Origin of the sequence: Microbacterium sp. CBA3102, assembly GCF_007954505.1 — a bacterium.
GTDB lineage: Bacteria > Actinomycetota > Actinomycetes > Actinomycetales > Microbacteriaceae > Microbacterium > Microbacterium aurugineum.
This window is the reverse complement of sequence record NZ_CP042412.1, coordinates 2579508-2604930: the sequence shown is the minus strand read 5'-3', so window position 1 is coordinate 2604930 and position 25423 is coordinate 2579508. Positions and strand designations below refer to the sequence as shown.

24 protein-coding genes are annotated in these 25423 nt (G+C 67.9%); 9 read left to right on the top strand and 15 right to left on the bottom strand.

Annotation, left to right across the window (positions count from 1 at the left end; all coding sequences use genetic code 11):
* Window positions 1-78: 78 nt before the first annotated feature.
* Window positions 79-504, top strand: coding sequence for an OsmC family peroxiredoxin (locus FGL91_RS12395; RefSeq protein ID WP_047519305.1), 426 nt, complete (start codon window positions 79-81; stop codon window positions 502-504).
* Between the two features lie 15 nt (window positions 505-519).
* Here FGL91_RS12395 and FGL91_RS12390 read toward each other — a convergent pair whose 3' ends face one another.
* The 5 genes from FGL91_RS12390 to FGL91_RS12370 form a co-directional block, all read right to left on the bottom strand.
* Window positions 520-957, bottom strand: a complete 438-nt coding sequence (locus tag FGL91_RS12390) for a hypothetical protein (protein WP_153243948.1) — start codon at window positions 955-957, stop codon at window positions 520-522.
* Window positions 957-1697 carry a 4-hydroxy-tetrahydrodipicolinate reductase gene (gene dapB, locus FGL91_RS12385; RefSeq protein ID WP_153243947.1) on the bottom strand — a complete coding sequence of 247 codons (741 nt, stop codon included), beginning with the start codon at window positions 1695-1697 and terminating at the stop codon, window positions 957-959. The genes FGL91_RS12390 and dapB overlap by 1 nt, the downstream gene beginning before the upstream one ends.
* 82 nt (window positions 1698-1779) lie before the next feature.
* A complete protein-coding gene (locus FGL91_RS12380) occupies window positions 1780-2382 on the bottom strand; it encodes a histidine phosphatase family protein (RefSeq protein ID WP_047519311.1) in 603 nt (200 codons plus the stop codon).
* 68 nt (window positions 2383-2450) lie between these two features.
* Window positions 2451-3479: an aldo/keto reductase gene (locus FGL91_RS12375; RefSeq protein ID WP_047519313.1), complete on the bottom strand. Its 1029-nt coding sequence runs from the start codon at window positions 3477-3479 to the stop codon at window positions 2451-2453.
* 220 nt (window positions 3480-3699) lie between these two features.
* On the bottom strand, window positions 3700-5976 hold the full coding sequence (locus FGL91_RS12370) for a polyribonucleotide nucleotidyltransferase (RefSeq protein ID WP_153243946.1): 2277 nt from the start codon (window positions 5974-5976) through the stop codon (window positions 3700-3702).
* Window positions 5977-6336: 360 nt separating this feature from the next.
* Here FGL91_RS12370 and FGL91_RS12365 point away from each other — a divergent pair, with 360 nt between their 5' ends.
* Window positions 6337-7647 carry a UDP-glucose dehydrogenase family protein gene (locus FGL91_RS12365; protein ID WP_153243945.1) on the top strand — a complete coding sequence of 437 codons (1311 nt, stop codon included), beginning with the start codon at window positions 6337-6339 and terminating at the stop codon, window positions 7645-7647.
* Between the two features lie 19 nt (window positions 7648-7666).
* Here the strand turns inward: FGL91_RS12365 and FGL91_RS12360 are convergent, their stop codons facing one another.
* Complete coding sequence (locus tag FGL91_RS12360) at window positions 7667-9568, bottom strand: GDSL-type esterase/lipase family protein (RefSeq protein ID WP_227991606.1); 1902 nt, start codon at window positions 9566-9568, stop codon at window positions 7667-7669.
* A 247-nt stretch (window positions 9569-9815) separates the two neighbouring features.
* Between FGL91_RS12360 and FGL91_RS18935 the strand changes: the two genes are divergently transcribed.
* Window positions 9816-9992: a DUF5302 domain-containing protein gene (locus tag FGL91_RS18935; RefSeq protein WP_165875365.1), complete on the top strand. Its 177-nt coding sequence runs from the start codon at window positions 9816-9818 to the stop codon at window positions 9990-9992.
* Between the two features lie 58 nt (window positions 9993-10050).
* Here FGL91_RS18935 and FGL91_RS12355 read toward each other — a convergent pair whose 3' ends face one another.
* Window positions 10051-11490 carry a cation:dicarboxylate symporter family transporter gene (locus FGL91_RS12355; RefSeq protein ID WP_131490858.1) on the bottom strand — a complete coding sequence of 480 codons (1440 nt, stop codon included), beginning with the start codon at window positions 11488-11490 and terminating at the stop codon, window positions 10051-10053.
* Between the two features lie 143 nt (window positions 11491-11633).
* On the opposite strand from FGL91_RS12355, the gene FGL91_RS12350 reads away from it, so the two are divergent.
* Both FGL91_RS12350 and FGL91_RS12345 read left to right on the top strand, forming a co-directional pair.
* A complete protein-coding gene (locus tag FGL91_RS12350; protein ID WP_131490857.1) occupies window positions 11634-12920 on the top strand; it encodes an ATP-binding protein in 1287 nt (428 codons plus the stop codon).
* Window positions 12917-13612, top strand: coding sequence for a response regulator (locus FGL91_RS12345; protein ID WP_131490856.1), 696 nt, complete (start codon window positions 12917-12919; stop codon window positions 13610-13612). The genes FGL91_RS12350 and FGL91_RS12345 overlap by 4 nt, the downstream gene beginning before the upstream one ends.
* A 33-nt stretch (window positions 13613-13645) precedes the next feature.
* On the opposite strand, the gene FGL91_RS12340 is transcribed toward FGL91_RS12345, so the two are convergent.
* Together FGL91_RS12340 and FGL91_RS12335 are read right to left on the bottom strand one after the other, a co-directional pair.
* Window positions 13646-14290: an FMN reductase gene (locus tag FGL91_RS12340; RefSeq protein WP_131490855.1), complete on the bottom strand. Its 645-nt coding sequence runs from the start codon at window positions 14288-14290 to the stop codon at window positions 13646-13648.
* Between the two features lies 1 nt (window position 14291).
* On the bottom strand, window positions 14292-15518 hold the full coding sequence (locus FGL91_RS12335; RefSeq protein ID WP_131490854.1) for an LLM class flavin-dependent oxidoreductase: 1227 nt from the start codon (window positions 15516-15518) through the stop codon (window positions 14292-14294).
* A 111-nt stretch (window positions 15519-15629) separates the two neighbouring features.
* Between FGL91_RS12335 and FGL91_RS12330 the strand changes: the two genes are divergently transcribed.
* Both FGL91_RS12330 and FGL91_RS12325 read left to right on the top strand, forming a co-directional pair.
* Entirely contained in the window at window positions 15630-16769 is a 1140-nt protein-coding gene (locus FGL91_RS12330) for an acyltransferase family protein (RefSeq protein ID WP_153243943.1), read from the top strand.
* Window positions 16770-16774: 5 nt separating this feature from the next.
* A complete protein-coding gene (locus tag FGL91_RS12325) occupies window positions 16775-17653 on the top strand; it encodes a serine hydrolase domain-containing protein (RefSeq protein WP_131490852.1) in 879 nt (292 codons plus the stop codon).
* Between the two features lie 2 nt (window positions 17654-17655).
* On the opposite strand, the gene efeB is transcribed toward FGL91_RS12325, so the two are convergent.
* From efeB to efeU, 3 genes are read right to left on the bottom strand one after another with little or no spacing between them, the layout of a single operon-like run.
* Window positions 17656-18960 (bottom strand): iron uptake transporter deferrochelatase/peroxidase subunit, encoded by a 1305-nt coding sequence (efeB, locus tag FGL91_RS12320; RefSeq protein ID WP_194239214.1) that lies wholly within the window; start codon window positions 18958-18960, stop codon window positions 17656-17658.
* Between the two features lie 38 nt (window positions 18961-18998).
* Window positions 18999-20231, bottom strand: a complete 1233-nt coding sequence (efeO, locus tag FGL91_RS12315) for an iron uptake system protein EfeO (RefSeq protein ID WP_131490851.1) — start codon at window positions 20229-20231, stop codon at window positions 18999-19001.
* Complete coding sequence (gene efeU, locus FGL91_RS12310) at window positions 20228-21178, bottom strand: iron uptake transporter permease EfeU (protein ID WP_131490850.1); 951 nt, start codon at window positions 21176-21178, stop codon at window positions 20228-20230. Before efeU ends, efeO begins: the two co-directional genes overlap by 4 nt.
* Before the next feature lie 166 nt (window positions 21179-21344).
* Here efeU and FGL91_RS12305 point away from each other — a divergent pair, with 166 nt between their 5' ends.
* Complete coding sequence (locus tag FGL91_RS12305; RefSeq protein WP_131490849.1) at window positions 21345-22349, top strand: isopenicillin N synthase family dioxygenase; 1005 nt, start codon at window positions 21345-21347, stop codon at window positions 22347-22349.
* Between the two features lie 128 nt (window positions 22350-22477).
* On the opposite strand, the gene rpsO is transcribed toward FGL91_RS12305, so the two are convergent.
* Window positions 22478-22747 carry a 30S ribosomal protein S15 gene (gene rpsO, locus FGL91_RS12300; RefSeq protein WP_017203073.1) on the bottom strand — a complete coding sequence of 90 codons (270 nt, stop codon included), beginning with the start codon at window positions 22745-22747 and terminating at the stop codon, window positions 22478-22480.
* Window positions 22748-22931: 184 nt separating this feature from the next.
* Between rpsO and FGL91_RS12295 the strand changes: the two genes are divergently transcribed.
* Complete coding sequence (locus tag FGL91_RS12295; RefSeq protein WP_047519338.1) at window positions 22932-24224, top strand: MFS transporter; 1293 nt, start codon at window positions 22932-22934, stop codon at window positions 24222-24224.
* Window positions 24225-24258: 34 nt separating this feature from the next.
* Here FGL91_RS12295 and FGL91_RS12290 read toward each other — a convergent pair whose 3' ends face one another.
* Both FGL91_RS12290 and FGL91_RS12285 read right to left on the bottom strand, forming a co-directional pair.
* Window positions 24259-24813 carry a YceI family protein gene (locus FGL91_RS12290; protein ID WP_047519339.1) on the bottom strand — a complete coding sequence of 185 codons (555 nt, stop codon included), beginning with the start codon at window positions 24811-24813 and terminating at the stop codon, window positions 24259-24261.
* Window positions 24814-24994: 181 nt separating this feature from the next.
* Window positions 24995-25360 (bottom strand): FKBP-type peptidyl-prolyl cis-trans isomerase, encoded by a 366-nt coding sequence (locus FGL91_RS12285; protein WP_047519341.1) that lies wholly within the window; start codon window positions 25358-25360, stop codon window positions 24995-24997.
* Between the last annotated feature and the right edge of the window lie 63 nt (window positions 25361-25423).

The window sequence follows — 25423 nt, the reverse complement described above, 5'->3', positions numbered from 1 at the left end:
TTCCCTCCGAACCGAACCGTCGATAGGCTGGCCGCGACGTGACCCCTCATCCCTCGGGGCACGAGAACCGGAGGAACCATGCCCGTCACCAGCGAAGCCGCCAGCACCTGGACAGGATCGCTCATGGAGGGGTCGGGCACCGTGGCGTTCTCTTCGTCGAAGCTCGGCACCTTCCCGATCAACTGGAAGGCCCGCAGCGAAGGCAGCGACACCACGACCACGCCGGAAGAGCTCATCGCTGCCGCTCACGCCTCGTGCTTCAGCATGGCGCTCTCCCACGCCCTGGCCGAGAACGGCACGCCTCCCGAGCGAGTCGACGCGAGCGCGTCCGTCACCTTCAAGCCCGGTGTCGGCATCACCGGCAGCCACCTCAACGTCAACGCGACCGTCCCGAACCTCACTCCGGAGGCGTTCCAGGAGATCGCGAACGGAGCGAAGACCGGGTGCCCGGTGTCTCAGGCGCTCGCGGGCATCGAGATCACGCTCGAGGCGACGCTCGCCTGATCGTCGAACCCGACGTCAGGGCCGACGGAAGAGGCGGATCGCCTCGCGGATGCTGGCTCTGGCGTCTTTCCGACGTCCGGCGGCGTCTTGCACGACGCCCAGGCGGTACCGTGCACGCCAGTCATCATGCGCGGCGTCCGCTTCCGCTGCGTACCGTGCGATGAGGGGGTCTGCGTCGGCGCGCGCGATACGCCCGCTCGGCGTCAGCTCGGTCTCCACCGGAGGCATTCCTCCCTCCGCGTCGAGCAGTCGCCCCAGGCGGTCCGCGCCGAAGCCGAACATCATCTCCCGGACGAGCGCCCAGGCACCGATCGGAGCCAGCACGAGGAGCGTGATGCCCATGCCGATCGAAATCGGAGTGCTGACCGAGATGAACATCACGGCGAGCCAGATCGCGACCGCAAGGTAGACGAGCAGCGCCGCCGCCATCAGCGCGACGCCGATCCGCGACATCACGAGCGGATGCCGATGTCGATCATGTGCTCGAGGCCGACGACCACGCCGGCGGCGCTTCGCGCGAACGGGACCGCGATGCGGATCCCGGGTGCGTAGGCGAGCGCCGAGTCCGTGGTGTCATGGGTGAACGTCAGCGATTCCCCCGGTCCGGACAGGATGACCTCCTGCTTGGCGACGACACCGGGGCGACGCAGCGAGTGGATCGGCACACTGCCGACCTGCTGCCCCCGGGCGCGCTGATCCGCGTGCGGAGCGCTGACCGGCCCCTGCTCGGCGCGCGCGGCCGCGATCAGCTCTGCGGTACGCACGGCCGTACCGCTGGGCGAATCGATCTTGGTCTCGCGATGCGCCTCGATGATCTCCGCGGAGCCGAAGAACGGGGCCGCCGCCGCCGCGAGGGCTGACCCGAGCACCGATCCGAGCGAGAAGTTGGGGATGAAGACCGCGCCGGTCCCGGCCGCCTCGACGAGGGGGCGCACCAGCGCGATCCGCTCGGCCGACCAGCCCGAGGTCGCGACGAGCACATTGATGCCTCGCTCGACGGCGGCGCGGACGACATCGATGCTCACCTGCGGCGTCGATGCATCGATGACGAGGCCGGCGCCGTCCAGCTCGGAGAGTTCACTCGACGAGGTCAGCACACGGCTCACCTCGAACCCCTCGAGCTCGTCGACCACCGCATGGATGATCTGTCCGAGCTTCCCGGTGCCGCCGACGAGTGCTACCTGCGTGGTCATGCGTCCAGTCTATTTCGCGGACATCGCCCGCCTCGCGGGGCGCGCGGGACCGCATCGCACCCGATTCGGGGAGCACTCGACCTCACACGAGCAGTGCGTCGGGAATTCCGGTGCGCAGCTCCACCGGCAGGTGACCGGTGTCGTTGTGCGTGAGCAGCGTCCACGGCCGTCCCTGTTTCTGCGCGATCACCGTCAGGCCGCAGTGCGACTGGTTCAAGGTCATCCAGCGCCACTCCGGCGCCGCGAGCACCTCGCGGACGAACCAGGAGATCACGAAGTTGTGGGTGATGAGCACCTCGTGGACATCACCGGTCTTGCGAACGAGGAACTCGTTGACGGCATCCGACATCTGTGCGCGCCCCGCCTCGATCTCCGCCTCGGTCACCGACCCGAAGAACGGTTCGAACGCAGACGGAGTGTCCTCGGTCATCCCGGTCGGCACGCAGTCGAAGAGCAGTGCCGTCGGTGCGGGGTCGACCGAGGGCAGTCGCGCGGCGATCGCCCGCGCCGTCTCGTTGGCCCGCAAGAGCGGGGAATGCCACACAGCATCGAGCGGAAGGCCGGACAACCGGTCGGCGATCAGCTCCGCCTGACGCTGCCCCCGCGGGGAGAGGGGTCCGTCGGCGAGACCATGTTCTGCGTCCTGATGTTCACCGTGTCTAACCAGATATATGTAGTGCGTCACAACTCGCTCGCTTCATTGCCAGCATCCGCCGGGCGTTCATTCCACCCTATGTCAACGGCGGACGATACTCAGTTGCCGGCCCGCGTGAGCTCGGCGAGGTGGCTCCGTGACAGCGAGACGCCGGCGCCCTGCATGAGCTCATCGACATGATCCGTCGCGAAAGCGTTCACGATCGGCGCAGCGACGGTGCGCTGCGCGAGAAGCCAGGCGATCGACACCGCCGCCACGGGAACGCCCAGCTCTTCGGCGACCTGATCGAGCGCGCGCAACACCTTGATGCCTCGTCGATTCAGGTGCCCACGCAACTGCTCGCCGCGCACGCCGCGCGAGGTGAGCGCCTTGTTGCGGTGCCGACCGGACAAGAACCCGTGCTCGAGCGCATGGGACGGCGTGACCGCCAGGTTCTGCGCGCCGGCCACGAGGCGCAGATCGCCTTCGAACGGCAGACGCCGGACCAGGTTGTACGGTGCGTCGATGACCTGCACCCGCGGGTAGCCGGCAGAGGCGAGGATGCGCGCCTCGACCAGCCGCTCCGGCGCGAGCCCGTAGGCGCCGAGCGCGCCGACCTTGCCCGCGTCCGACAGCCATTCGACGGTCGCCAGGGTGTCTTCGAGGTTGGTCGTCGCGTCGAGCGTGGCGTCGAGGTACAGCACGTCGATCCGCTCGACACCGAGTCTGGTGAGCGAGCCCTCGACCGCGCGCACGAGGTTCACGGAGCCGAGCCCGGGGTTGTCGGCATGAGCGCCGACGCGCACACTCAGGACGGCACGCTCGCTCTGTCCGCGCGAACGCAGCCACTGGCCGATGATGTGCTCGCTCCGGCCACCGGAGAATCCGTCCGCGGTGTGGATCGCATTGCCACCGAACTCGACGTAGCGATCGAGGATGCCGTGGCTGGTCTCGAGGTCGACGTTCCAGCCGAACTCTGCAGCGCCGAGCATCAGCGGGAAGGTCTCGAAGCCGGTCTCGCCGAGTGGCACCCGGATGGATTCCCCTATCCCCGGACCGACGATGGGAATGGGCGCGGAGGGATGCTCGGCTGCGGCCGCGTGGTCGCGTTCCGCTGACGCTCCTGCGCCTACGCCGAACAACCGCATACTCTCTCACCCCCGCGTCGATCGGTGCGTCCCGACCTGCGTACCTGCTGGATCTGCACCCCCCGGTGCGTACTTCCGAGGGTAGGCGAATTCACACAACGTCCTGACCAATCCGGGGAACGTCGGGGAAACGCCCGATAACGATTTGGTCACACCGGAGACGACGGAACCCGGGCCCGTCCAGCGCGGACGGACCCGGGTTCCTGTTCGAGCTCTGGGCCTACTCCGCGGCAGCGGCCTCGGCAGGAGCCGCCTCGGCGGCCGGAGCGTCGTCGAGCACGGGCTCGAGCGAGAGCTTGCCGCGGTCATCGATCTTCGTGATCTTCACGAGGATCTTCTGCCCGACCGACAGGACGTCATCGACGTTCTCGACCCGCTTGCCACCGGCGAGCTTGCGCACCTCGGTGACGTGCAGGAGGCCGTCCTTGCCCGGCAGCAGCGAGATGAACGCACCGAACGTGGCGATCTTCACGACGGTGCCGAGGAACTGCTCTCCGACCTCCGGGTTGGTGGGGTTCGCGATCGCGTTGACCTGAGCACGGGCGGCCTCGGCCGAGGGGCCGTCGGTCGCGCCGATGTAGACGGTGCCGTCCTCCTCGATGGAGATCTGCGCGCCCGTCTCGTCCTGGATCGCGTTGATCGTCTTGCCCTTCGGGCCGATCAGCTCACCGATCTTGTCGACAGGGATCTGCACGCTGATGACGCGCGGAGCCGTGGGCGCCATCTCGTCCGGAGCGTCGATCGCCGCGTTCAGGACGTTGAGGATCGTCAGGCGAGCCTCGCGGGCCTGGGTGAGCGCACCGGCGAGCACCGACGACGGGATGCCGTCGAGCTTCGTGTCGAGCTGGATCGCCGTGACGAACTCGCTGGTACCGGCGACCTTGAAGTCCATGTCGCCGAGAGCGTCCTCGGCGCCGAGGATGTCGGTCAGTGCCGCGTAGCGAGTCTCGCCGTCGACCTCATCGGAGACGAGACCCATCGCGATACCGGCGACGGGGGCGCGCAGCGGCACACCCGCGTTCAGCAGCGACAGGGTCGACGCGCACACGGAGCCCATCGAGGTGGAGCCGTTGGAGCTCAGCGCCTCGGACACCTGACGGATCGCGTACGGGAACTCCTCGCGGCTCGGCAGCACCGGCACGAGGGCGCGCTCGGCGAGGAAGCCGTGCCCGATCTCGCGACGCTTCGGCGAACCGACACGGCCGGTCTCACCGGTCGAGTAGGGCGGGAAGTTGTAGTGGTGCATGTACCGCTTGCTCGTCGTGGGCGACAGCGAGTCGATCTGCTGCTCCATCTTGAGCATGTTCAGCGTGGTGACACCCATGATCTGGGTCTCGCCGCGCTGGAAGATCGCGGAGCCGTGCACGCGCGGAATGACCTGCACCTCGGCGTCGAGCGGACGGATGTCCGCCAGGCCACGGCCGTCGATGCGAGCGCCCTCGGTGAGGATGCGTCCACGGACGATCTTCTTCGTGACGGACTTGTACGCGGCGGAGAACTCCAGCGGAGCCGCGGCCGGCAGCGAGCCCGCCTCGGTGGCCTCGATGAGCTCGGCCTTGACGCGGTCCTTGATCGCGTCGTCAGCGGTCTGACGCTCGACCTTGTCGGCGATCTGGTAGACGTCGCTGAGCTCGGAGAAAACGCGCTCGGAGACGAAGCTGTAGACCTCGTCGCTGTACGCGGGGAAGACCGGGTACACGCCCGGCTCCTTCGACGCGGTGGCGGCGAGCTCGGCCTGAGCCTTGACGAGCTGGGCGATGAAGGGCTTCGAGGCCTCGAGGCCCTGCGCGACGATCTCCTCGTTCGGCTTCGTGGCGCCGGCCTTGATCAGGTTCCAGCTGTCCTCGGTGGCCTCGGCCTCGACCATCATGATGGCGACGTCTTCCGTGCCATCGGCCTTGGTGACCACGCGGCCGGCGACGATCAGGTCGAACACGGCCTCCGAGACCTGCTCGGCAGTCGGGAACGCGACCCACTGGTCCGCGTGCTGGCCGTTGCCGGGGATGAACGCGAGGCGCACACCGGCGACGGGGCCCGAGAAAGGCAGACCCGAGATCTGGGTCGACGCCGATGCCGCGTTGATCGCGAGAGCGTCGTAGAACTCGCCCGGTGCGATCGACAGGACGGTGATGACGATCTGGACCTCGTTGCGCAGGCCGTCGACGAACGACGGACGCAGCGGACGGTCGATCAGACGGCAGACGAGGATCGCCTCGGTGGAGGGACGGCCCTCACGACGGAAGAACGAGCCGGGGATCTTGCCTGCGGCGTAGGAGCGCTCCTCGACGTCGACCGTCAACGGGAAGAAGTCGAAGCCTTCGCGCGGGTGCTTGCCTGCGCTGGTGGCCGAGAGGAGCATCGTCTCGCCGTCGAGGTACGCGGCGACTGCGCCCTGAGCCTGCTGCGCGAGGCGGCCGGTCTCGAAGCGGATGGTGCGGGTGCCGAAGCGGCCGTTGTCGAGAACGGCCTCGGTGGCGGTGATTTCAGGACCTTCCAAGAGGTCTCTCCTTCTTTGTTTAGACTCGCGAGTCCATGTGACGCGCGAGCGTGTTCAAAGGAGCGGAACGGAAGGGTTCGGGCGCGCGGGCACTCCCGCGAATCTCGCCTGCGCTGGCCACCAGTAGAAAGCCACCCGACACGTGCCGAGGAACCCACCACAGGGGACCAGCTTCTCCGCCGATCGCTCCATGAGTCGGTGTGAAGTTGTGCAGTTGACACACGTCAACCTCATCCACCCTACCAGCGCACACCTCGAATCTTGGTGTCGCTCCGAGCTTCGCGGATCCGACACGTGACGGTCAGATGCTGTTCATCCGCAGGATCCCGCGGCGCGACGAGGATCCGCTCTGCTGAGATCATGCGCATGTCAGTGATCGGCTGCGGGTACCTCGGTGCCGTGCATGCCGCAGCGATGGCCTCCCTCGGACACGATGTCACGGGTATCGACGTCGACGAGGAGAAGATCGCCGCCCTCATCGCGGGGAAGGCACCGTTCTTCGAGCCTCGACTCCCGGAGATGCTCGAAGAAGGCCTCGCTTCCGGACACCTGCGATTCAGCAGCCGGATGGCGGATGCCGCGGGCGCGGACGTCCACTTCCTCGCGGTCGGAACGCCTCAGATTCCCGGAGGTCACGCCGCGGATCTCCGCTACGTCGATGCGGCGATCGACGCGCTGCTCCCCCACTTGCGCCGCGGGGACGTCGTCGCGGGCAAGTCGACCGTGCCCGTCGGCACCGCCGGGCGACTGGCACCGCTCATCGCCGCGTCGGGAGCGACCCTAGTCTGGAACCCTGAATTCCTCCGCGAAGGGTGGGCGGTGCATGACACCCTGACCCCGGATCGTATCGTGGTCGGTGCGGAACAGGATGGTGACGGGACGCGCGCCGTCGCCACCCTGCGCGAGGCGTACGCGGCGGCCGTCGACGCCGGAACACCCTTCCTGGTCACCGACCTCGCCACGGCCGAGCTGGTCAAGGGGGCGTCGAACGCCTTCCTCGCCACCAAGATCTCCTTCATCAACGCGATGGCGGAGATCGCCGAAGCCTCCGAAGCGGACATCACGCTGCTCGCCGATGCCCTCGGGCTGGACAGCCGTATCGGGCGACGGTACCTCGGCGCAGGTATCGGCTTCGGTGGCGGGTGCCTGCCGAAGGACATCCGCGCCTTCGCCGCGCGCGCAGATGAGCTCGGTCGCGGCGAAGCGGTCGGCTTCCTGCGCGAAGTGGACATGATCAACCTGCGACGCCGCGACCGGGCCGTGCGCCTGGTGGTCGATGCGCTCGGCGGACTCGTGTTCGGGCGCCGGATCGCGGTCCTCGGAGCGGCGTTCAAACCGTTCAGCGATGACATCCGTGATTCTCCGGCTCTGGATGTCGCCGTGCGCCTGCGAGGTCTCGGCGCAGACGTCGTCGTGACCGACCCTGCGGCGATCGACAACGCCATCGCCGCGCACCCGCAACTGGGATATGCCCGCGAGCGCGACGACGCGCTGCGCGACGCCGATGCCGTGGTGATCGTGACCGAATGGGACGAATACCGGCGTGACCTCTCGCCCGAGCACGCGGGCGGGCTTGTCCGCGGGCGGATCGTCATCGATGGACGCAACTGTCTCGACGCGGCGGCGTGGCGCGCCGCCGGCTGGCAATATCACGGCATGGGTCGACGCTGACCCCCCGTCCTGAGGGGACTCAGCCGACGAACGCGGATCGGGGAGCCGACGATCCTCCGAGGCGGACGTAGTCATCGTGCTTCGCCGTCCGCCCGTCGCCCGCAACGCGACCGTGCAGACGACGCCAGACCCAGGGCAATGCGTGGCGTCGCCACCACGCCCCCACGCCGAGGGGCTCGTGCTCGTGCAGTGCTGCATCGAGCGCTCCGAGAGCGTCGGCGTCCGGCACCCCGAGGAGTTCACCCGCCCGATACGCGAGGAAGCGATGCCCCCGGCTGCTCAGATGAACCAGGTCTTCGCCCCAGTTCGGGTGTTCGGCCAGCTGAGGGTGCAGATCCGTGTCGATCAGCATGGCCCCGGTGCGCGCAGCGATCCCGGTCAGAGCCGTCGCGTAGGCGGAGAACCTGCGGGTGTAGATCCACGCCGCACGGCGACCGGGGAGGAACGGCGTCACGAGGAGCACGTCGGCACCGATCGCCCGCAGCCGCCGCACCGCGACCTCGAGCTCTGCGGCGAGCGCGGAGACATCGACACGGCGCTTCACGAGGTCGTTGGCTCCGATCAAGATCGACACGAGGTCCGGGCGAAGCTCGAGTGCCCTGGTCAGCTGGACGCCGGCGACGTCGTGCACTCGCTGGGAGCGGACGGCGAGGTTCGCGTAGTGCAGGTCGCCCTGGGCGGCGAGCAGCAGGGCGAGGCGATCGGCCCAGCCGCGGAGGGTCCCGTCGGGGGCCGGATCGCACAGTCCCTCCGTGAGTGAGTCGCCGAGCGCGACATAGCGGTGCCACTTCCGAACGGTGACCGGTGCGGGCGGCTCCGGTCGCACGCGCCTGCGCGCGCGGGCGCGGGAATCCGCGTGGTGCAGCGCCTGCGCCTCGTCGAAGTACTCGAGGAGCTGGTCACACACGCCGGTCCAGCTGCGGCTCTGCACGGCGTCGCGTCCGGCTTCCCCGAACGCCCGGCGTTTGCGGGTGTCGCCGGCGAGATCGGCCACGCGCGCACGGAGGTCGTCGAGGTCCCCCGGGCGGTACAGCCACCCGTCGATGCCCATGCGCACCAGGTCCAGGGGTCCGCCACGCCCGGTCGCGATGACGGGGACACCGCTGGCATGAGCCTCTTGGAGTGTCTGTCCGAAGGTCTCGCTCTCCCCCGGGTGCACGAACAGGTCGAACGACGCGATCGCTGCGGCGAGCGCGTCACCGTCGAGGTGTCCGAGGAAATGGGCATCCGGGAGCACGGTCTCGAGCTGCGCTCTGCTGGGCCCGTCCCCGACGATCACGAGCCGGGCGCCCGGGATGTCCCGGAGGACGACGAGGTCCTCGACCTGTTTCTCGGGGGCGAGCCGACCGACGTAGCCGATCACGACGTCGGCGCCCCAGGTCGCACGGAGCGCGGGGTCGCGTCGCGTGGGTTGGAAGCGCTCGGCATCGACCCCTCTCCCCCAGCGGCGGACACGGTCCACACCGAGTGCGGCGAGCTGCTGCGCCGCATCGGCGGAGGGCGCGAGGGTCATCGTCGCCCGCCGGTGCAGTCGTGCGATGTGCGTCTGAGCGATCCCCGTGGTCGCCGCCATCCGGTACCTCTCGGTGTAGGCGGCCACGTCCGTCTGATACGCGGCGACGCTCGCGACGTCGAGCCGCTCGGCGGCGAGCACGCCCCGCCAGCCGAGAGCGAACGGGGAGGCGAGATGGACGACGTCGGGCGCGAAGCCTCGCAGGGAGGAAGCGATGCGTTGCGCACCCGACGTTCCCACCCTCACGTCGGGGTAGCCGGGCAGTCCGAGACTCGGGATCGCCTCGATCGGGGCGCCGTCAATCTGTTCGGGGACGCCGACGGCGGCCGGAGCCACGACATGTGCCTGGTGACCTCTCTGCTCGAGGTGGCGCAGGATCTGGAGGACGGAGCCGGTGACGCCGTTCATGTGCGGAAGGAAGGATTCTGTGACGATCGCTACTCTCACATCCCCAGGATGACGGCACTCGACGGCCGCATCGTCGGAAGACGGCACTCGGCACCGGATGTTCACCGGATGCTGGTCGACGGGTCACCGGCTATCCGATCTCCGGTTCCCGAGTCGGTCGATCCGGCGACCGACTCGGGCCCGCTGCTCGCCGGGTGCGCGATCGAGAGAGGGTGACCCGTTGCACCGGGTGCTCTAGGCTCAGGTCATGAGCACCGAAGAAGGCGCCTCCTCGTCTGAGGAGATGAAGCGCAAGTTCAAGGAAGCGCTCGAGAAGAAGAACGCGCACCAGCGGCAGGGCGAGGCACACCTCGACGGCGATTCCGCCGTCCACAGCGCGCACGCCCCGCAGACCCGGCGCGAGTTCCGACGCAAGAGCGGTTGACCGCGCGGATGCGGGAGTCCGTTCCTCGGACTCCCGCATCCCTCTCTCTTTCTTTCGGTCAGGCGCTTCCGGCCCGCATCCGAGCCCGCTCCTCCTTCGCCGCCATCTCCGTGAGAGCCGCCTCGCGCAGGTCCTGGACATCGGCCCCTTGCGACCCGCCCGATGTCGCGTGCGCGTCCACCCCATCGAGCAGCGACTCGTCGAACGGCAGCTCGCCGCCGAGGACCCGGCGCACGCGCGCCCGGTCGATCTGCTTCGTCCAGGTGCCGATCAGGAGCGTAGCCACGGCGTTGCCGGTGAAGTTCGTGAGGGCACGGCCCTCGGACATGAACCGGTCGATGCCGACGATCACCCCGACACCGTCGACGAGATCGGGACGATAGGCCTGCAGACCACCGGCGAGCGTCGCGAGCCCCGCGCCGGTGACCCCGGCTGCGCCCTTGCTCGCGATGATCATGAACACCAGCAGTCCGATCTGCTCGCCGATCGACATCGGCTGCCCCATCCCGGTGGCGATGAACAGCGATGCCATGGTCAGGTAGATCGCCGTGCCGTCGAGATTGAACGAGTATCCCGTCGGAACCGTGATGCCGACCACCGGCTTGGAGACGCCGACGAACTCCATCTTCGCGATCAGACGCGGGAGCGCGGACTCCGAGGAAGAGGTACCGACGATCAGGAGGTACTCCCGTCCCAGGTACTTCATGAGCGAGAAGATGTTCACCCGAGCCACCGTCCAGAGCAGCGCTCCCAAGACCACGACGATGAACAGGATGCACGTGATGTAGAACGCACCCATCAGGATGCCCAAGCTCCAGATCGCTGCGATCCCGGTCTTGCCCACCACCGCCGCGATCGCACCGAACGCCCCGATCGGGGCCAGCCACAGGATCATCCCGAGAATGCGGAACACGAGCTTCTGGAGTTGCTTGACCGCCTCCATGATGGGTGCCCCGCGCTCACCGAGCCCCTGCAGCGCGAAGCCGACGAGGAGCGCGATGAACAGCACCTGCAGCACACTCTCACCGGTGAAGGCCGAGAAGAACGTGGTCGGGATGATACCCAGGATGAACTCCTGCGTCGTCTTCGCCTCCGTGTCGGCCGCGTCATAGGTCGCGGAGGCCATGTCCAGTCCGGCGCCGGGGTGGATGATGTTGCCCACGAGCAGTCCGATCGCGAGTGCGAACGTCGACATCACCATGAAGTAGAGCAGTGCCAGCCCGCCGATCTTGCCCACGGTCGCGGCCTTGGCGATGGAGCCGACCCCGACGACGATCGTGCAGAAGATGATCGGCGCGATCATCATCTTGATCAGCGCGACGAAGCCCTTGCCGAGAGCTTCGAACCCCTGGCCGATCTCCGGCCAGACCAGACCCACCACGGCACCGAGCACCACGGCGATCAGGACGGACACGTAGAGCCACGTATGCCTGTCCCACGCGTGCTTCCCCCGTCGCCAGTTGAACTTCGGGAGTGCGAATCCTGTCGTGAGCGCCATGCGTCCTCCTTGATCGTCGACGTCGTCGTCCGGTGGCGGCTGCGGTGCCGCCGATCGGGTCCCAGAGTCGCCGACTTCGCGGCGCAGCACGATTTGTGGTCGTATTGGTCTCGGCACGGACCATCGACGATCGGAGGCACGCGATGACGCGCACCTCCCCCGGGCGCAGCACCGCCTCTCGCGTGTTCTTCGTGCTGCTCGGCGCGACCGTCGTGATCGGCGTGCTGGTGGCCGGTTTCCTCGTCGTGGAGGCCCAACGGGCGCTCCGGACCGAGGCGGAGCGGGTCACGGCTGCCACCGCGGAGGCTCTGGCGGTCTCGCCGGTGGTCGTTGCCGGGCTCGCCGGCACGGACGCCGAGGCAGCCACCGACGTGCTCGAGCCCTACACGCTGGACGTGATCGCGCGCGCGGACCTCGACTTCATCACGATCATGACGCCCGACGGCATCCGGATCACGCACCCCGATCCGGCACAGATCGGCAAACGCTACCTCGGAACGATCCCCACCGCCGCCCGCAGCCTCACAGAGGTCTTCACCGGCACGCTCGGACCGTCCGTGCGGACGATCGTGCCCGTGACCGCCGCAGACGGAGAGGTGATCGGGTGGGTCTCGGCCGGCGTCACGACCGAGACCATCAGCGATACCCTGATCCGCCGGCTGCCCCTCACCCTCGGCATCACCGCCGGGCTGATCGCACTCGGCGCGGCCGGGGCCGTGATCGCGCGGCGGGCGACGCGGCGCATCACGGGAGACCTTCCGCCGGGGCAGTTGCGCGATGCGGTCTCTTCGTACGAGTCGATCCGTACGCTCGGCGATGCCCTCCGCGCCCAGACCCATGAACACGGGAACCGGATGCATGCCGCCGTCGCCTTGCTCGAGCTGGGTCGCAGCGCCGAAGCCATCGAGATCCTGACCGAGACGTCTCGCCAGAGTCAATCTCTCGTCGATCAGGTCACGGCGCGGCGTCACGGTGACCCGGCCGTCGGTGCGCTGCTCCTCGGGAAAGCATCGCAGGCCAAAGAGCGTGGCATCGACTGGCGCGTGCACATCGAGCCGGAGACTCCGCGTACCCCGCTCTCGCCGGTCGACGCCGTCTCCGTGCTCGGCAACCTCGTGGACAACGCGATGGATGCGGCCGCAGAGTCCGAGGATCGCTGGGTGCGGGTGTCCCTGCGCTCCGGGGAGGAAGGTGAGGTGGTGCTCGAGGTCTCCGACAGCGGCCCGGGTATCCCGCGAGCCCAGCAGGACCGGATCTTCGAACAGGGCTACTCGACCAAGCCCGCGGACGCCCAGGGACGCGGCGTCGGCTTGGCACTCGTGCGGTCCGTGGTCACTGGAGCAGGCGGCACGGTCTCGATCAGTGACGGACCGACGACGTTCCGCGTCGTCCTGCCCGCAGCGACCGGGCCGCGGAGGTCACGCCCATGATCCGCACGCTGCTCGTCGACGACGATGCCCTCACGCTCGAACTCCACCGCGACTACCTGGCCCGCCTCGACGGGTTCATCGTCGCCGGAGAGTGCAGCAGCGCCCGCGCAGCCTTGAACGCGGTGCTCGATCGGCCCGGCGCCGCTGCCTTCGACCTCGTCCTGCTCGACATCACCATGCCGGACGGGTCGGGGATCGATGTGCTGCGGACGCTGCGTGCTCGGGCGGAAGCCACCGACGTCATCGCGATCACCGGGGTGCGCGACGCCGAGACCGTCCGTCAGATGGCGGCCCTCGGCGTCTACCACTACCTGATCAAGCCGTTCCCGTTCGCCGTGTTCCAGGAGCGGATGGACGGGTACCGCGCCCATCGGGAGCAGGCCACGACGACCGCAGGCGAAGCGACCCAGGCGGAGATCGACGCCCTCCTCGGCCGTGCCACGGGCGCGGTCGCCGTGCCGAAGGGCCTGTCCGTCGCGTCGCTCGAGAAGATCAGCGCCGTGCTGCGGACCTCCGGCCCGCTGTCGGCACGGGAGGCCGCCGAACGGCTCGGGATGTCCCGGGTCGCCGCGCGTCGGTACCTCGAGCACCTCGTGGCGGAGGGCGTGCTCACGCGGGCGGCGCGCTACGGGACGCGCGGACGCCCGGAGACCGAGTACGACTGGAAGCGGCGGACCGGACCGACCGCCTGACCGTCACCCGTCAGGGGCGAGTCGTGATCCGGCTCACTCGCCGGCCAGCCCGCCCAGCATGTGCCCGAACGAGCGCCCCTCGCCCAGGTACGTGGCGGGGTCGTACGGGTCCTCGACCGTCGTCTCCTCCCGACGGACGATCGCCTCTGCGAGCTCTCTGGCTCCTCGCTCCACACGCTTGCCGAGCGGAGCCACATCGTCGCCGGAACCACCCCAATCGCTCGACGCGGCGAACACCCCGGTCGAGACGGCATCGGCGTGGAGGTAGGCGAACAGCGGCCGGATGGCGTAGTCGATCGCGAGAGAGTGTCGCGCGGTGCCGGCGTTCGCACCGATCAGCACGGGCTTGCCCCGGAGGGAATCCGGGTCGAGCACATCGATGAACGACTTGAAGAGCCCCGAGTAGCTCGTCGAGAAGATCGGCGTCACCGCGATGAGAGCGTCGGCCGAGACCACGGTGTTGATCGCGGTCTCGAGCGCAGGCGGCGCGAAGCCGGTCAGCATGTTGTTGGTGATGTCGTGTGCGTAGTCACGAAGCTCGATGACGTCGACACTCGCCTGGATGTCCTGCTCGGCGAGCGCCTTGACGGTCTCGGTCGCGAGCCGGTCGGCGAGCATCCGCGTGGAGGACGGGTTCGACAGGCCGGCGGAGACGACGGCGATACGACGCGTGGTCATCTCACGCCTCCTTCCGGCCGAGCCCGAATGCCGCGCCGGCGGGGGCAGGAGAGTCCTGATACGGCGAGTCGCCGGTCAGGTTGTCGCCGCGGTTGGCGCCGGGACGGGCCTGACGGGTCGGCCCGTCGCCGAACTCGGCCTTGACGCGTGCCGCGTGGGTCGGCGCGTCGGGTACTGCGGCAGGACGGTCGTTCGCGAGTTCCTTGCGGAGCACGGGCACGACCTCGGAGCCGAGGATGTCAAGCTGCTCCAGCACCGTCTTCAGCGGCAGGCCCGCGTGATCGATCAGGAACAGCTGTCGCTGGTAGTCGCCGTAGTGCTCCCGCATGGCGGCGTAGCGGTCGATGACCTGTTGCGGGGAGCCGACGGTGAGCGGAGTCATCTCGGTGAAGTCCTCCATGCTCGGCCCGTGGCCGTAGACCGGCGCGTTGTCGAAGTATGGACGGAACCGGTTGACCGCGTCCTGCGAGTTCGCAGCCATGAACACCTGTCCGCCCAGACCCACGATGGCCTGCTCCCTGGTCCCGTGGCCGTAGTGCTCAAAGCGCTGCCGGTACAGCTCGATCAGGCGCTGGTAGTGCTCCTTCGGCCAGAAGATGTTGTTCGCGAAGAAGCCGTCACCGTAGTAGGCGGCCTGCTCCGCGATCTCCGGGGTGCGGATGGACCCGTGCCAGACGAACGGCGGGATGCCGTCGAGCGGACGAGGCGTCGAGGTGAAGCCCTGCAACGGAGTGCGGAACTTCCCCTCCCAGTCGACCACGTCCTCACGCCACAGCTTGTGCAGCAGCGCGTAGTTCTCGATCGCGAGCGGGAGTCCCTGACGGATGTCCTGCCCGAACCAGGGATACACCGGTCCGGTGTTGCCGCGGCCGAGCATGAGGTCCATGCGGCCGTCGGACACGTGCTGGAGCATCGCGTACTCCTCGGCGATGCGCACGGGGTCGTTCGTGGTGATGAGCGTCGTCGACGTGGAGACGATGAGGCGCTCGGTCTGCGCGGCCAGTGCCGCCAGGAAGGTCGTGGGGCTGGAGGACCAGAACGGCGGGTTGTGGTGCTCGCCGATGGCGAAGACGTCGAGTCCGACCTCTTCCGCGTGGACGGCGATGGCCGTCGTCGCCTTGATGCGCTCCTGCTCGCTGGGGGTGATGCCGGTGAGGGGGTCGCGGGTGATGTCGCTGACCGACATGATGCCGAACTGCATCGCCTGCGCGCCTGACTGCTCGCTCATGATTGCTCCGTGTTCTCCGAACCGGATGACTCGCATCCGGTTCTATTCACTTGAATGTAACTGTGTCAACGCGCTCACAGCAACTTTATTCCCGGGCTGTAATCTCGGACGATGAGCAGTACCGGCGCCGACCTCACAGGGCCCACCACAGGTTCGATCCCGCGACGAAGACGGCGCGTGCCGTTCTGGGACAACGCACGGTACTTGTGCATCGTGCTCGTCGTCCTCGGACACGCGATACAACGCCTCACCTACGACTCCGACATCGCGTTCGCCCTCTATCTCGCGCTGTACGCGTTCCACATGCCGGCGTTCGCGATCATCTCCGGGTACTTCTCCAAGTCCGGCTCCCCCACCAAGACGCAGATGGCCCGGGTGATCACGGACATCATCCTCCCCTACGTGATCTTCGAGACGCTCTGGACCCTCACCAAGTGGGCCGTGGAAGGCGAGGCATCGCCCAACTTCACGAAGCCGAGCTGGACGCTCTGGTTCCTCCTCGCCCTCGGCATCTTCCGCCTGATCCTCCCCTACCTCGCGCTGCTGCGCTGGCCGTTGCTGTGGACCGTCCTGATCTCGATCGGCTCGGGCTATCTCCCGAACGTCGACAGCACCTTCTCCCTGTCCCGCACGCTCGGACTCCTCCCGTTCTTCGCGCTCGGCTGGTGGCTCCGCGAGCATGACATCGTCGATCGACTGCGGTTGCTCGACTTCCGCCCGTGGTGGATCCGCGCTGCCGCGGTCGCCGTCCTCGCCTCAACGGGCTGGGCGGCCTGGAACTGGCTGCCCCTCTGGCAGGCCATCGACCTTCGACACTGGCTGTTCTACGAGGACGCCTACTCCGATCTGGGCGGCGACCAGTGGTGGGCGGGCGGGATCCGGATCGCCCTGATGCTGCTGGCCGTCGTGCTGTGCGCGGCGTTCTTCCTCCTGATCCCCCGCGGTTCGTATTGGTGGACGTCCTTCGGTCAGTACACGATGTACGTCTACCTGCTGCACTCCTTCGTGCTCTATCCGTTCCGCGAGACAGGCGTCCTCCGAGACCTCGAACCCACCTGGCTCTGGCTGCCTCTGGTCACCGCACTCTCGGTGCTCGTCGCACTTCTGCTCGCGACCCGGCCGGTGCGCTGGGTCTTCCGCCCGCTGATCGAACCGCGTCCGGGGTGGCTCTTCGCCGACCCCGAGCTCACTCGACGGGAAGGGCGTCGCAACGATCCCACCGGCTCGCGGCGTCCGCGTCCGACCTCGTGACGGCCATGAGCGTGGCGCACGCCGTGCGCGACAGCATCGTGGAGGCAGCCACGCTCTCCGGCTTCGGCGCACACGGACTGCACGTGCGCATCGGCGACGCCGAGGCCGAGCACCGGTGGACCGCCGACGTCCGGGAAGACGTGCACTCCGTCGCGAAGGGCGTCTGCGTCCTGGGCACTGCCCTCGCCGCCGACGAGGGGCTGGTCGACGTCGACGAACCGGTGGTCGCCTCTCTTCCCGACTTCGCGCACGGTGACGGGGTCGACGAGGTGACGCTGCGCCATCTCCTGACGATGTCGAGCGGGATCGATCTCCCCTGGTCGGAGACCCTGATGACGGATTGGCCCGACCTGGCGCGCGAGTTCCTCCGACGCCCATCACGCGGGCGCGTCTTCCAGTACTCCAACGCGAGCACCTACACCGCGATGACGGCTCTCGCGGCGCGAGTGGGCGACGTGGGCGAGTATCTGGATGCGCGGCTCTTCGCTCCGCTCGGCATCACCGACGTCGCCTGGGCACGCTGCCCGAACGGACGCATCGAAGCCGGCGGCGGTCTCCCCCTCCGTACGAACGAGATGGCGCGCATCGGGCTGCTGATCCGAGACCGCGGGCAGTGGCGAGGCAGACGGCTGGTGTCGCCGGAGTGGATCGACGCGATGCATGAGGATGCCGTCGTCGCCGGCGAGAACCCCGGATACGACCGCTATGGGCTCGCGGGATGGGGCGGCCCCGGCCCTGCGTGGCGGCTGCACGGAGCGTACGGTCAGCTCCTGATCTTCCTCGACGACGCGGTCGTGACGATCAGCGCGAACGACCATGCCGGTGCCGACGCGATGGCGGCCTCGGTGGTCGCGATCCTCGAGGATGCCCTCCCGATACCCTGAGTTCAGGCGAAGAGGTCGGCTCCGATGTACGACCCCGGCTCCACCCCGGCGGGAACCGCCCAGATCCCTGAACCGACGTGCCGGATGTACTCGTTCATCCGATCGGTCGAGAGTCGCCGCTGCAGGGAAACGAACTGCGCCGGGTCGCGCTGGTAGGAGAGGAAGAACAGCCCGGCGTCGAGTCGTCCGAGATCGTTGTTGCCATCGACGTAGTTGTATCCACGACGAAGGATCCGGACGCCGTCGTTGTGCTCGGGATGCGCGAGGCTCACGTGACTGTTCTCATCGATCGCGGTGCCCTGGAAGTCGGGCGCGGTGAACTCGTCACCCCCGGAGAGAGGAGCCCCCTCCCCCTTGTCCCGCCCGATGATCGCATCCTGCTCGGACAGGCGCACCCGGTCCCAGGTCTCGATCAGCATCGCGATCTTGCGGGCGACGAGGTACGAACCGCCGGCGAGCCACGTGGGCTCATCCTGGGTCGAGACCCAGACATGATCCCTGAGCGCGGCGGCATCATCGGCGAGGATGTTCGCCGTACCGTCTTTGAAACCGAACAGGTTGCGCGGCGTCGCCTGCGTCGTCGTGGTGCGTGACGTCTTGCCGAAGCCCAGCTGCGACCAGCGCAAGCGCGCGCGTCCGAACGCGATGCGGCTGAGGTTGCGGATCGCGTGCACGGCCACCTGCGGATCATCCGCACACGCCTGGATGCACAGGTCTCCGTGGGATGCCTGCGGGTCGAGGTCGTCCCCGAGGAACGCCGGCAAGCGCTCCAGCCCCGACGGCCGCTGCGCAGCTATGCCGTAGCGGTCGCCTTCCTCGTTCTCGAACAGTCCCGGGCCGAAACCGAAGGTGAGGGTGAGTCCCGAGGCAGGAAGGCCCAGGGCCTCACCCGTGTCGTCCGGAGGCGCTTCGGCCGGCCCTCCGACGGCACCCGTCGCGCTGACCTCGAGGCCCTGCGCCATCCGCGAGGCCGCATACGACCAATCCTGCAGCAGCGAGATCAGGTCCTCCCGGTCCGTGCGCGGCATCATGTCGAAGCTCGCGAAGTGGAGGTGATCCTGCACCGGGGTGGTGATGCCGGCCTGGTGCTCGCCGAAGAAGCCGTACGCCGAGTGCGCGTCCTCCGCCGCTCGCGCGCGCCCCAGCGCCACACCTCCGGCGAGCCCGGCGCCCGCTCCGACGGCGAGCCCCGCCACACTTCCGCCGATCGCCAGACCGAGGAGCCCTCGTCGGCTCAATCCACCGGAGGCGGATGCATCGCGCGTCGCCGCCTCGTCGGGTGCGTCGCCCTCTTCAGGTTCGTTCACGTCCGTGATGGTATCCGGTCGGTTCGGCACGCGGCTGATCAGTCGAGAACCGTGCTGGTGAGCTGCGAGAGCGGCTCGGCGAGGGCGTTGATCAGATCGGTGAACTCCCGCTTGTCGGCTTCCGTCAGCTCGGAGTATCCGACGAACCCGTCCATCAGCGAACCGTGTGCGGCGAGCGAATCATCGAGGGACGCGTAACCCGCTTCGATCTCGCCGACGAGCGCCTTCCCGTCTTCGCCCTGCGCGACGGCGAAGTCCTTCACGAGAGAGAAAGCCATCTTGGACCCCTCGACGTTCGCCGCGAAGTCGTAGAGGTCGGTCCCGGACCACCAGTCCTCCTCGCCGGAGATCTTTCCCGTCGCGACCTCGTCGAGCAACGCGATGGCGCCGTTGGAGATCCCGCCGATGCCCTGGTCGTCGAGAGCCGTCGTGAAGTCGTCCGAGTGCACGTACTCGTACAGCTCCTGGACGTCGGCGAGAAGCAGGTCACCGTAGTCGGCGCGCTCCTGGGGCGTCGACGGCGCCCAGTCCTGCCAGGCCGACGTCTCGCCGTCGGCATTCAGGGCGTCCTGCGCCGGCACCCACAAGTCCTTCTCGATGCGGTGGAAGCCTGTCCAGTCCAACCCCTCGGCGACCGCGTCGACCTCACGGTAATCGATGCGCGGGTCGAGGTCGCCCAGTGCCTCGGCGACCGGTTCGATGCGCTCGTAGAACGCACGGGTCTGCGGGAAGAGCTCCCGTGCAGCGGCGTCATCGCCGGATTCGTACGCGGTGACGAAGTCCTCGACGGCCGGGACGAGCTGGCCGACCTGGTCCTTCACGAACGCAGCGTAGAGGTCGACCGCCTGCTGCTTCTGCTCGGCGTCGGGTCCTTCGACGGCCACCCTATCGCCCGTGACGGTGAAGGCCGCCTTGCCGACTCCGTCACCGATCATGCCCGGCTTGCAGAGAGTGAAGTACTCTCCCGGCTGTGCCACGACCGTGAGGGTGCGGGATGCCGCGGGGGCGATGTTCTCGACCTCGCCGACGATGCGGAGACCGTCTTCGGCCAGGAGGTAGAACTCGGAGACCTGATCGGTGTCGTTCTTGACGTCGAAGGTGAGCGTCCCGCTCTTGGCCGTGGCCGCCGACACGGCGCAGTCGGTAGCGGTCGAGGATACGGCGAACGCGGCATCCGCGGCGACGTCGCTCTTCGCGACGCACCCGCTCAGGACGAGCACTGCGGCACCCGCGGCCGCCAGGGTCCACAGGACACGGTGAGAGGTGGTCATGCTGCTCCTTGTTGTGTGAGAGAAGTGGGTGGCGGCCCGGACTCGGGCTGCGGCGCGTCGTGTGACCGCACCGGACGCGGAGACCGCAGGCCCCGCACGTACAGTGATCCGACGACCAGGATGTAGAGGGTCCACGCGATGACCTGGACCCACGTCATCGCGGGCATGAAGCCGACCGTGGCCTGCAGCAACGCGGCCAGCGGACCACTCGGCGCGATGACGGCCGACACGTCGAAGGCCCAGCCGAACGGGAACCCCGCTCCGCCGACGGTGACCGCGCCCGTCACGGGGTCGAGCGGTGCAGCGGCGGTGAACGGCCCGGGGAGGGCACCCGCCTCCTGCAGATCCATCAGCGCGTAAGCGAGCACGCCGGCCGCGACGATGACCAGGAAACCACCGGTCCACGCGAAGAAGCGGCGCAGGTCGAGCTTCACGGCTCCGCGGGAGATGAGCCAGCCGACGATGACGGCGGCGGCGAGGCCGAGCAGCGCACCGAGCAGAGCGGAGGGAGCGTCGCCGAAGGCCTGCACCATCGACCACAGCAGGAGAGTCGTCTCGATACCTTCACGAGCGACGGAGACGAAACCGATCGCGACCAGCGCCCAGAGCCCGCCGGTGGTGAGCGCACGATCGAGACCACCCTCCAGCGTCGCCTTCATCGTGCGTCCGGCGCGCTGCATCCAGAAGATCATCCACGTGACCATGCCCACGGCCAGGAGCGAGAGCCCGCCGCCGATCAGCTCCTGCGCCTCGAACGTGAGCTCGTAGGCACCGAAAGTGAGCACGGCGCCGATGCCGAGGGCGAGGGCGATCGCGAGTCCCACTCCGGCCCACATCTTCGGGAGCGCATCCTGGCGGCCGAGGCGACGGAGATAGGCGACGAGGATGCCGACGACCAGCGCGGCTTCCAGACCTTCACGGAGGCCGATGAGAAATGTGGCGAGCACGGGAGAACTCTCTTGCGATGACTGAGGTAAGGCATCCCTTACCTCCAGGACTCTAGCATCCCCTCGACGCGATATCGGAACAGGATGCGTCGGGCTGGACGAACGTGCGCGGTAACGCGACGCAACAGTCGCCCTCACTCCTGGACGGCCGACGTACCCTCGGTCCATGGCTGAACTCTCGCTCCCGATCCTCGACCTGTCCCAGCTCGATCAAGGCCCCGAGGCCGCGGCACGCTTCTGTGAGAGCCTCCGGACGGCGACGCACGACGTCGGCTTCTTCTATCTCACCGGCACGGGCATCTCCCCGGAGCTGGAATCACGTCTGCACCGCGCTGCGCGCGACTTCTTCGCCCTCCCCGAGGAGGACAAGCTCGCGATCGAGAACGTGAACAGTCCGCACTTCCGTGGCTACACCCGCATCGGCGGCGAGCGCACCCGGGGCGAGGTCGATTGGCGTGAGCAGATCGACATCGGGCCCGAGCGAGAGCCTCTGGACGACGGCCCCGCGTTCAACCGCCTGATCGGGCCGAACCTCTGGCCGGCTGCACAACCGGAGTTGGAGGAGGTCGTGGCTGAGTGGCACGAAGCCCTCTCGGAGGTCTCGCGCACACTGTTGCGCGCCTGGGCGCTGGCGCTCGGTGCCGACGAGACGTACTTCGACGAGCACTTCGGGGAGCCGTCGACCCTCATCAAGATCGTGCGCTACCCGGGCACCCATGAGCCGGAGCCGCAGCAGGGTGTCGGGGCGCACAAGGACTCCGGTGTGCTCACGCTGCTGTGGGTCGAACCCGGCAAGGGGGGACTGCAGGTCGAACGCGACGGCGTCTGGGTGGACGCTCCCCCGGTGTCCGGGGCCTTCGTCGTGAACATCGGGGAGCTGCTCGAGTATGCGACCGGCGGATACCTCAAGGCGACGAACCATCGGGTCGTCTCTCCGCAGGCACCGGATGACCGCATCTCGATCCCGTTCTTCTTCAACCCCGCGCTCGACAAGCGTCTGCCGTTGATCGAGCTCAGTGAGGAACTCGCGGCGGAGGCGAACGGGGTGACGGACGACCCGGACAACCCGATTCACGCGCTCTACGGCGAGAACGCGCTGAAGTCACGCCTGCGCGCCCACCCGGACGTCGCAGCGATCCACCATGCCGACCTCGTCGGCGCGCGAGTCTGAGCGGGAGCGCCCATCTGTCGCCTGCCTCCGCGACTGCGTGACCCACCACACATGACGAAGGCCGCCCCACACCGTGGGGCGGCCTTCTCAAGAATGTTCTGCGCGATTGAACGCTGGCGGAATCTGCCTTATCGGCGAAGACCCAGGCGCGCGATCAGCGAGCGGTAGCGCTCGATGTCGACGCTCTGGAGGTAGCCGAGCAGACGACGGCGCTGACCAACGAGCAGGAAGAGGCCACGACGCGAGTGGTGGTCGTGCTTGTGCTCCTTCAGGTGCTCGGTGAGGTCCTTGATGCGCTGCGTCAGCATCGCCGCCTGCACCTCGGGGGATCCGGTGTCACCGGGGTGCGTCGCGTACTCTTCGATGATCGCCTTCTTGACGTCTGCTTCCAGTGCCATAGATTCGATCCCCTCTCTGCTTGTTGCGCGGCGCCCGACGCCTGATACGTGGGCTCTCTTTATCCGCGGCCGATCGAACGGCAACCTGAAGAGTCTACCAGCCGAGCGCTCCCCCGTGTGACACGGGCGGATACCGCGCACCCCGATGCAACTAGGCTCGAACGGTGCAGAAGAAGATCCACCGGTGAGCGCGCGCCGCGGTCATCTGATCGACCTCACCCCGCTGAAGACCAGTCCCGCCTTCGCGCGGATGTGGATCGGTTCGACCCTGGCCGGTATCGGCGGGCAGCTGACGATCGTCACGGTGATGCTGCACGTGTTCGTACTGACCGGGAGCACCTTCGCGGTGTCGATGATCGCGGTCGCCGGACTCGTGCCGATGATCCTCGCCGGACTGTACGGCGGGATGCTCGCGGACGCATTCGACCGGCGGCGGGTGGCGCTGATCGCGGCCACGATCACGTTCGTCTCGACCGCGCTCCTCGCCGCCCTCACCTGGACGGGCAGTGAGACCATCTGGTGGCTCTATGCGTTGAGCATGATCAACTCAGCGGCGAACTCCGTCGGGATGGCCACCCGCACAGCCATCGTCCCTCGACTCATCCCCCGCACGCAGCTCGCCGCGGCATCCGCATTGAACGGCGTCGCGTTCGGGCTCACCGTGATGGCGGGCCCCGCACTCGCCGGGCTCCTGGTGGCGCTCACCGGCTACGGCTGGACCTACACGATCGACGTCGTGCTCATGCTCTCGATGTTCCTCGGGCTGTGGACCCTCCCGGTGCTGCGCCCAGAAGGGGATGTCGTGCGACCAGGCTTGGCATCCCTCGTCGACGGGTGGCGATTCCTCCGCAGGGCCGGCAACATCCGGATGCAGTACATCATCGACATCATCGCCATGACCTTCGGTCAGCCCCTCGTGCTCTTCCCGGCGCTGGGCACGGTCCTCCTCGGTGGAGGCGCCATCACCACCGGAATCCTGACCGCGGCCGTCGCCGTCGGCACCTTCGCCTCGAGCCTCTTCTCCGGACGCGTCGTCCAATATCGCTGGCACGGCCGCGGGATCGCTCGGGCGGTCGAGGCATACGGGGCATCGATCCTGCTGTTCGGTCTGGTCCTGCTGATCGGAGCCCTCTCGGATTCCGCGTCGGAGGACGCACCGAACGTCGGATTGATCATCGCCGCCTGCGCGGCACTCGCCCTCTCCGGGGCATCAGACAATGTCAGCTCCATCTACCGCAACACGATGATGCAGGCGGCCGTCCCGGACGCCATGCGTGGCCGACTGCAGGGTCTCTTCGTGGTCGTCGTCGCCGGCGGACCACGGGTGGGCGCCCTCTACGCCGGAACCCTCGCGACCCTGACGACGCTCTGGTTCCCTCCCCTGTTGGGCGGCGTCCTGGTGATCGCCCTGGTCGCGATGCTCTCCCGCCGGAATCGGCGTTTCCTCGACTACGACGCAGAAGACCCCGAGCCCTGAGGGCCCGGGGTCCTGGATGCTGAGCGCAGCGCGATCAGTCCTGCTGCAGGGCGCCCTGAAGGTCCAGGTTGATCGTGATGTCCTTGCCCACGAGCACGCCGCCGGTCTCGAGTGCCGCGTTCCAGGTGAGGCCGAAGTCCTCGCGGTTGATCACGGCCTTCGCAGAGGCACCCGCCTTGTAGTTGCCGTACGGGTCGGTGCCGAAGCCACCGAAGTCGAGCTCGAAGCTGACCGGCTTGGTGACGCCGCGGATCGTGAGGTCGCCATCGACGACGAGCTCGTCACCCTTGACGCGGGTCCCCGTGGAGACGAACTCCATGGTCGGGAAGTTCTCGGTGTCGAAGAAGTCTGCCGAACGGAGGTGCGCGTCGCGGCCCTCGTCGTTCGTGTCGACGGAGGTCACGTCGACGGTCGCCTCGACCTTGGCCTCGAGCGGGTTCTCGGGAGCGATCAGCGTCGCGTTCTTGACGCCGAACGTGCCCCTCACCTTGGAGATCATCATGTGGCGGACGCTGAACGTCACCTCGCTGTGCGAAGGGTCGAGCACCCAGGTGCCGGGACGGTAGCCGGGAATGTCGATGCTGGTCATGGTTTCTCCTTCGGAGACATCGGCCGCGGTTGCGGCGTCGGACAGGGGCCGCGGTGACGCGACCCTCGTGACAACTTACATTCACTCGAATGTATTCCCACGAATGAAGATCTCGTGCCCGCACAGCACGAGACGCTCCTCTTCAGACGAAGAGGAGCGTCTCGCAGGAACGTCGACGGGGTCAGACCGCGATCAGATCGATGATGAAGATCAACGTCTTCCCCGAGAGGAAGTGTCCGCCACCGGCCGGACCGTAGGCGAGGTGCGGAGGGACGATGAGCTCTCGACGACCGCCGACCTTCATGCCGGGGATTCCTTCCTGCCACCCCTGGACGAGCGCGGCGAGAGGGAACTGGATGGTCTCACCACGACCCCAGGAGGAGTCGAACTCTTCACCGGACTCGTACTCGACACCGGCGTAGTGGACGGTCACGGTGTCGCCGCGCTTGGCCTCCGCGCCGTCTCCTTCGATGATGTCGCGGATGACGAGTTCCGCAGGAGCGGGACCGGTGGGAGCGTCGAACTCTGGCTTTGTGCGATCAGTCATGCTTCCATCAAACCGAGCATCGTGGACGAGGTCAACGCGATCGCACTTGCTCACAGCGAACAG

Coding starts and splice junctions, on each gene's coding strand:
- FGL91_RS12395 (WP_047519305.1), top strand. CDS start 79: ATGCCCGTCACCAGCGAAGCCGCCAGCACCTGGACAGGATCGCTCATG.
- FGL91_RS12390 (WP_153243948.1), bottom strand. CDS start 957: ATGTCGCGGATCGGCGTCGCGCTGATGGCGGCGGCGCTGCTCGTCTAC.
- dapB (WP_153243947.1), bottom strand. CDS start 1,697: ATGACCACGCAGGTAGCACTCGTCGGCGGCACCGGGAAGCTCGGACAG.
- FGL91_RS12375 (WP_047519313.1), bottom strand. CDS start 3,479: ATGCGGTTGTTCGGCGTAGGCGCAGGAGCGTCAGCGGAACGCGACCAC.
- FGL91_RS12365 (WP_153243945.1), top strand. CDS start 6,337: ATGCGCATGTCAGTGATCGGCTGCGGGTACCTCGGTGCCGTGCATGCC.
- FGL91_RS12360 (WP_227991606.1), bottom strand. CDS start 9,568: ATGAACGGCGTCACCGGCTCCGTCCTCCAGATCCTGCGCCACCTCGAG.
- FGL91_RS18935 (WP_165875365.1), top strand. CDS start 9,816: ATGAGCACCGAAGAAGGCGCCTCCTCGTCTGAGGAGATGAAGCGCAAG.
- FGL91_RS12355 (WP_131490858.1), bottom strand. CDS start 11,490: ATGGCGCTCACGACAGGATTCGCACTCCCGAAGTTCAACTGGCGACGG.
- FGL91_RS12350 (WP_131490857.1), top strand. CDS start 11,634: ATGACGCGCACCTCCCCCGGGCGCAGCACCGCCTCTCGCGTGTTCTTC.
- FGL91_RS12345 (WP_131490856.1), top strand. CDS start 12,917: ATGATCCGCACGCTGCTCGTCGACGACGATGCCCTCACGCTCGAACTC.
- FGL91_RS12340 (WP_131490855.1), bottom strand. CDS start 14,290: ATGACCACGCGTCGTATCGCCGTCGTCTCCGCCGGCCTGTCGAACCCG.
- FGL91_RS12335 (WP_131490854.1), bottom strand. CDS start 15,518: ATGAGCGAGCAGTCAGGCGCGCAGGCGATGCAGTTCGGCATCATGTCG.
- FGL91_RS12330 (WP_153243943.1), top strand. CDS start 15,630: ATGAGCAGTACCGGCGCCGACCTCACAGGGCCCACCACAGGTTCGATC.
- FGL91_RS12325 (WP_131490852.1), top strand. CDS start 16,775: ATGAGCGTGGCGCACGCCGTGCGCGACAGCATCGTGGAGGCAGCCACG.
- efeO (WP_131490851.1), bottom strand. CDS start 20,231: ATGACCACCTCTCACCGTGTCCTGTGGACCCTGGCGGCCGCGGGTGCC.
- FGL91_RS12305 (WP_131490849.1), top strand. CDS start 21,345: ATGGCTGAACTCTCGCTCCCGATCCTCGACCTGTCCCAGCTCGATCAA.
- rpsO (WP_017203073.1), bottom strand. CDS start 22,747: ATGGCACTGGAAGCAGACGTCAAGAAGGCGATCATCGAAGAGTACGCG.
- FGL91_RS12290 (WP_047519339.1), bottom strand. CDS start 24,813: ATGACCAGCATCGACATTCCCGGCTACCGTCCCGGCACCTGGGTGCTC.
- FGL91_RS12285 (WP_047519341.1), bottom strand. CDS start 25,360: ATGACTGATCGCACAAAGCCAGAGTTCGACGCTCCCACCGGTCCCGCT.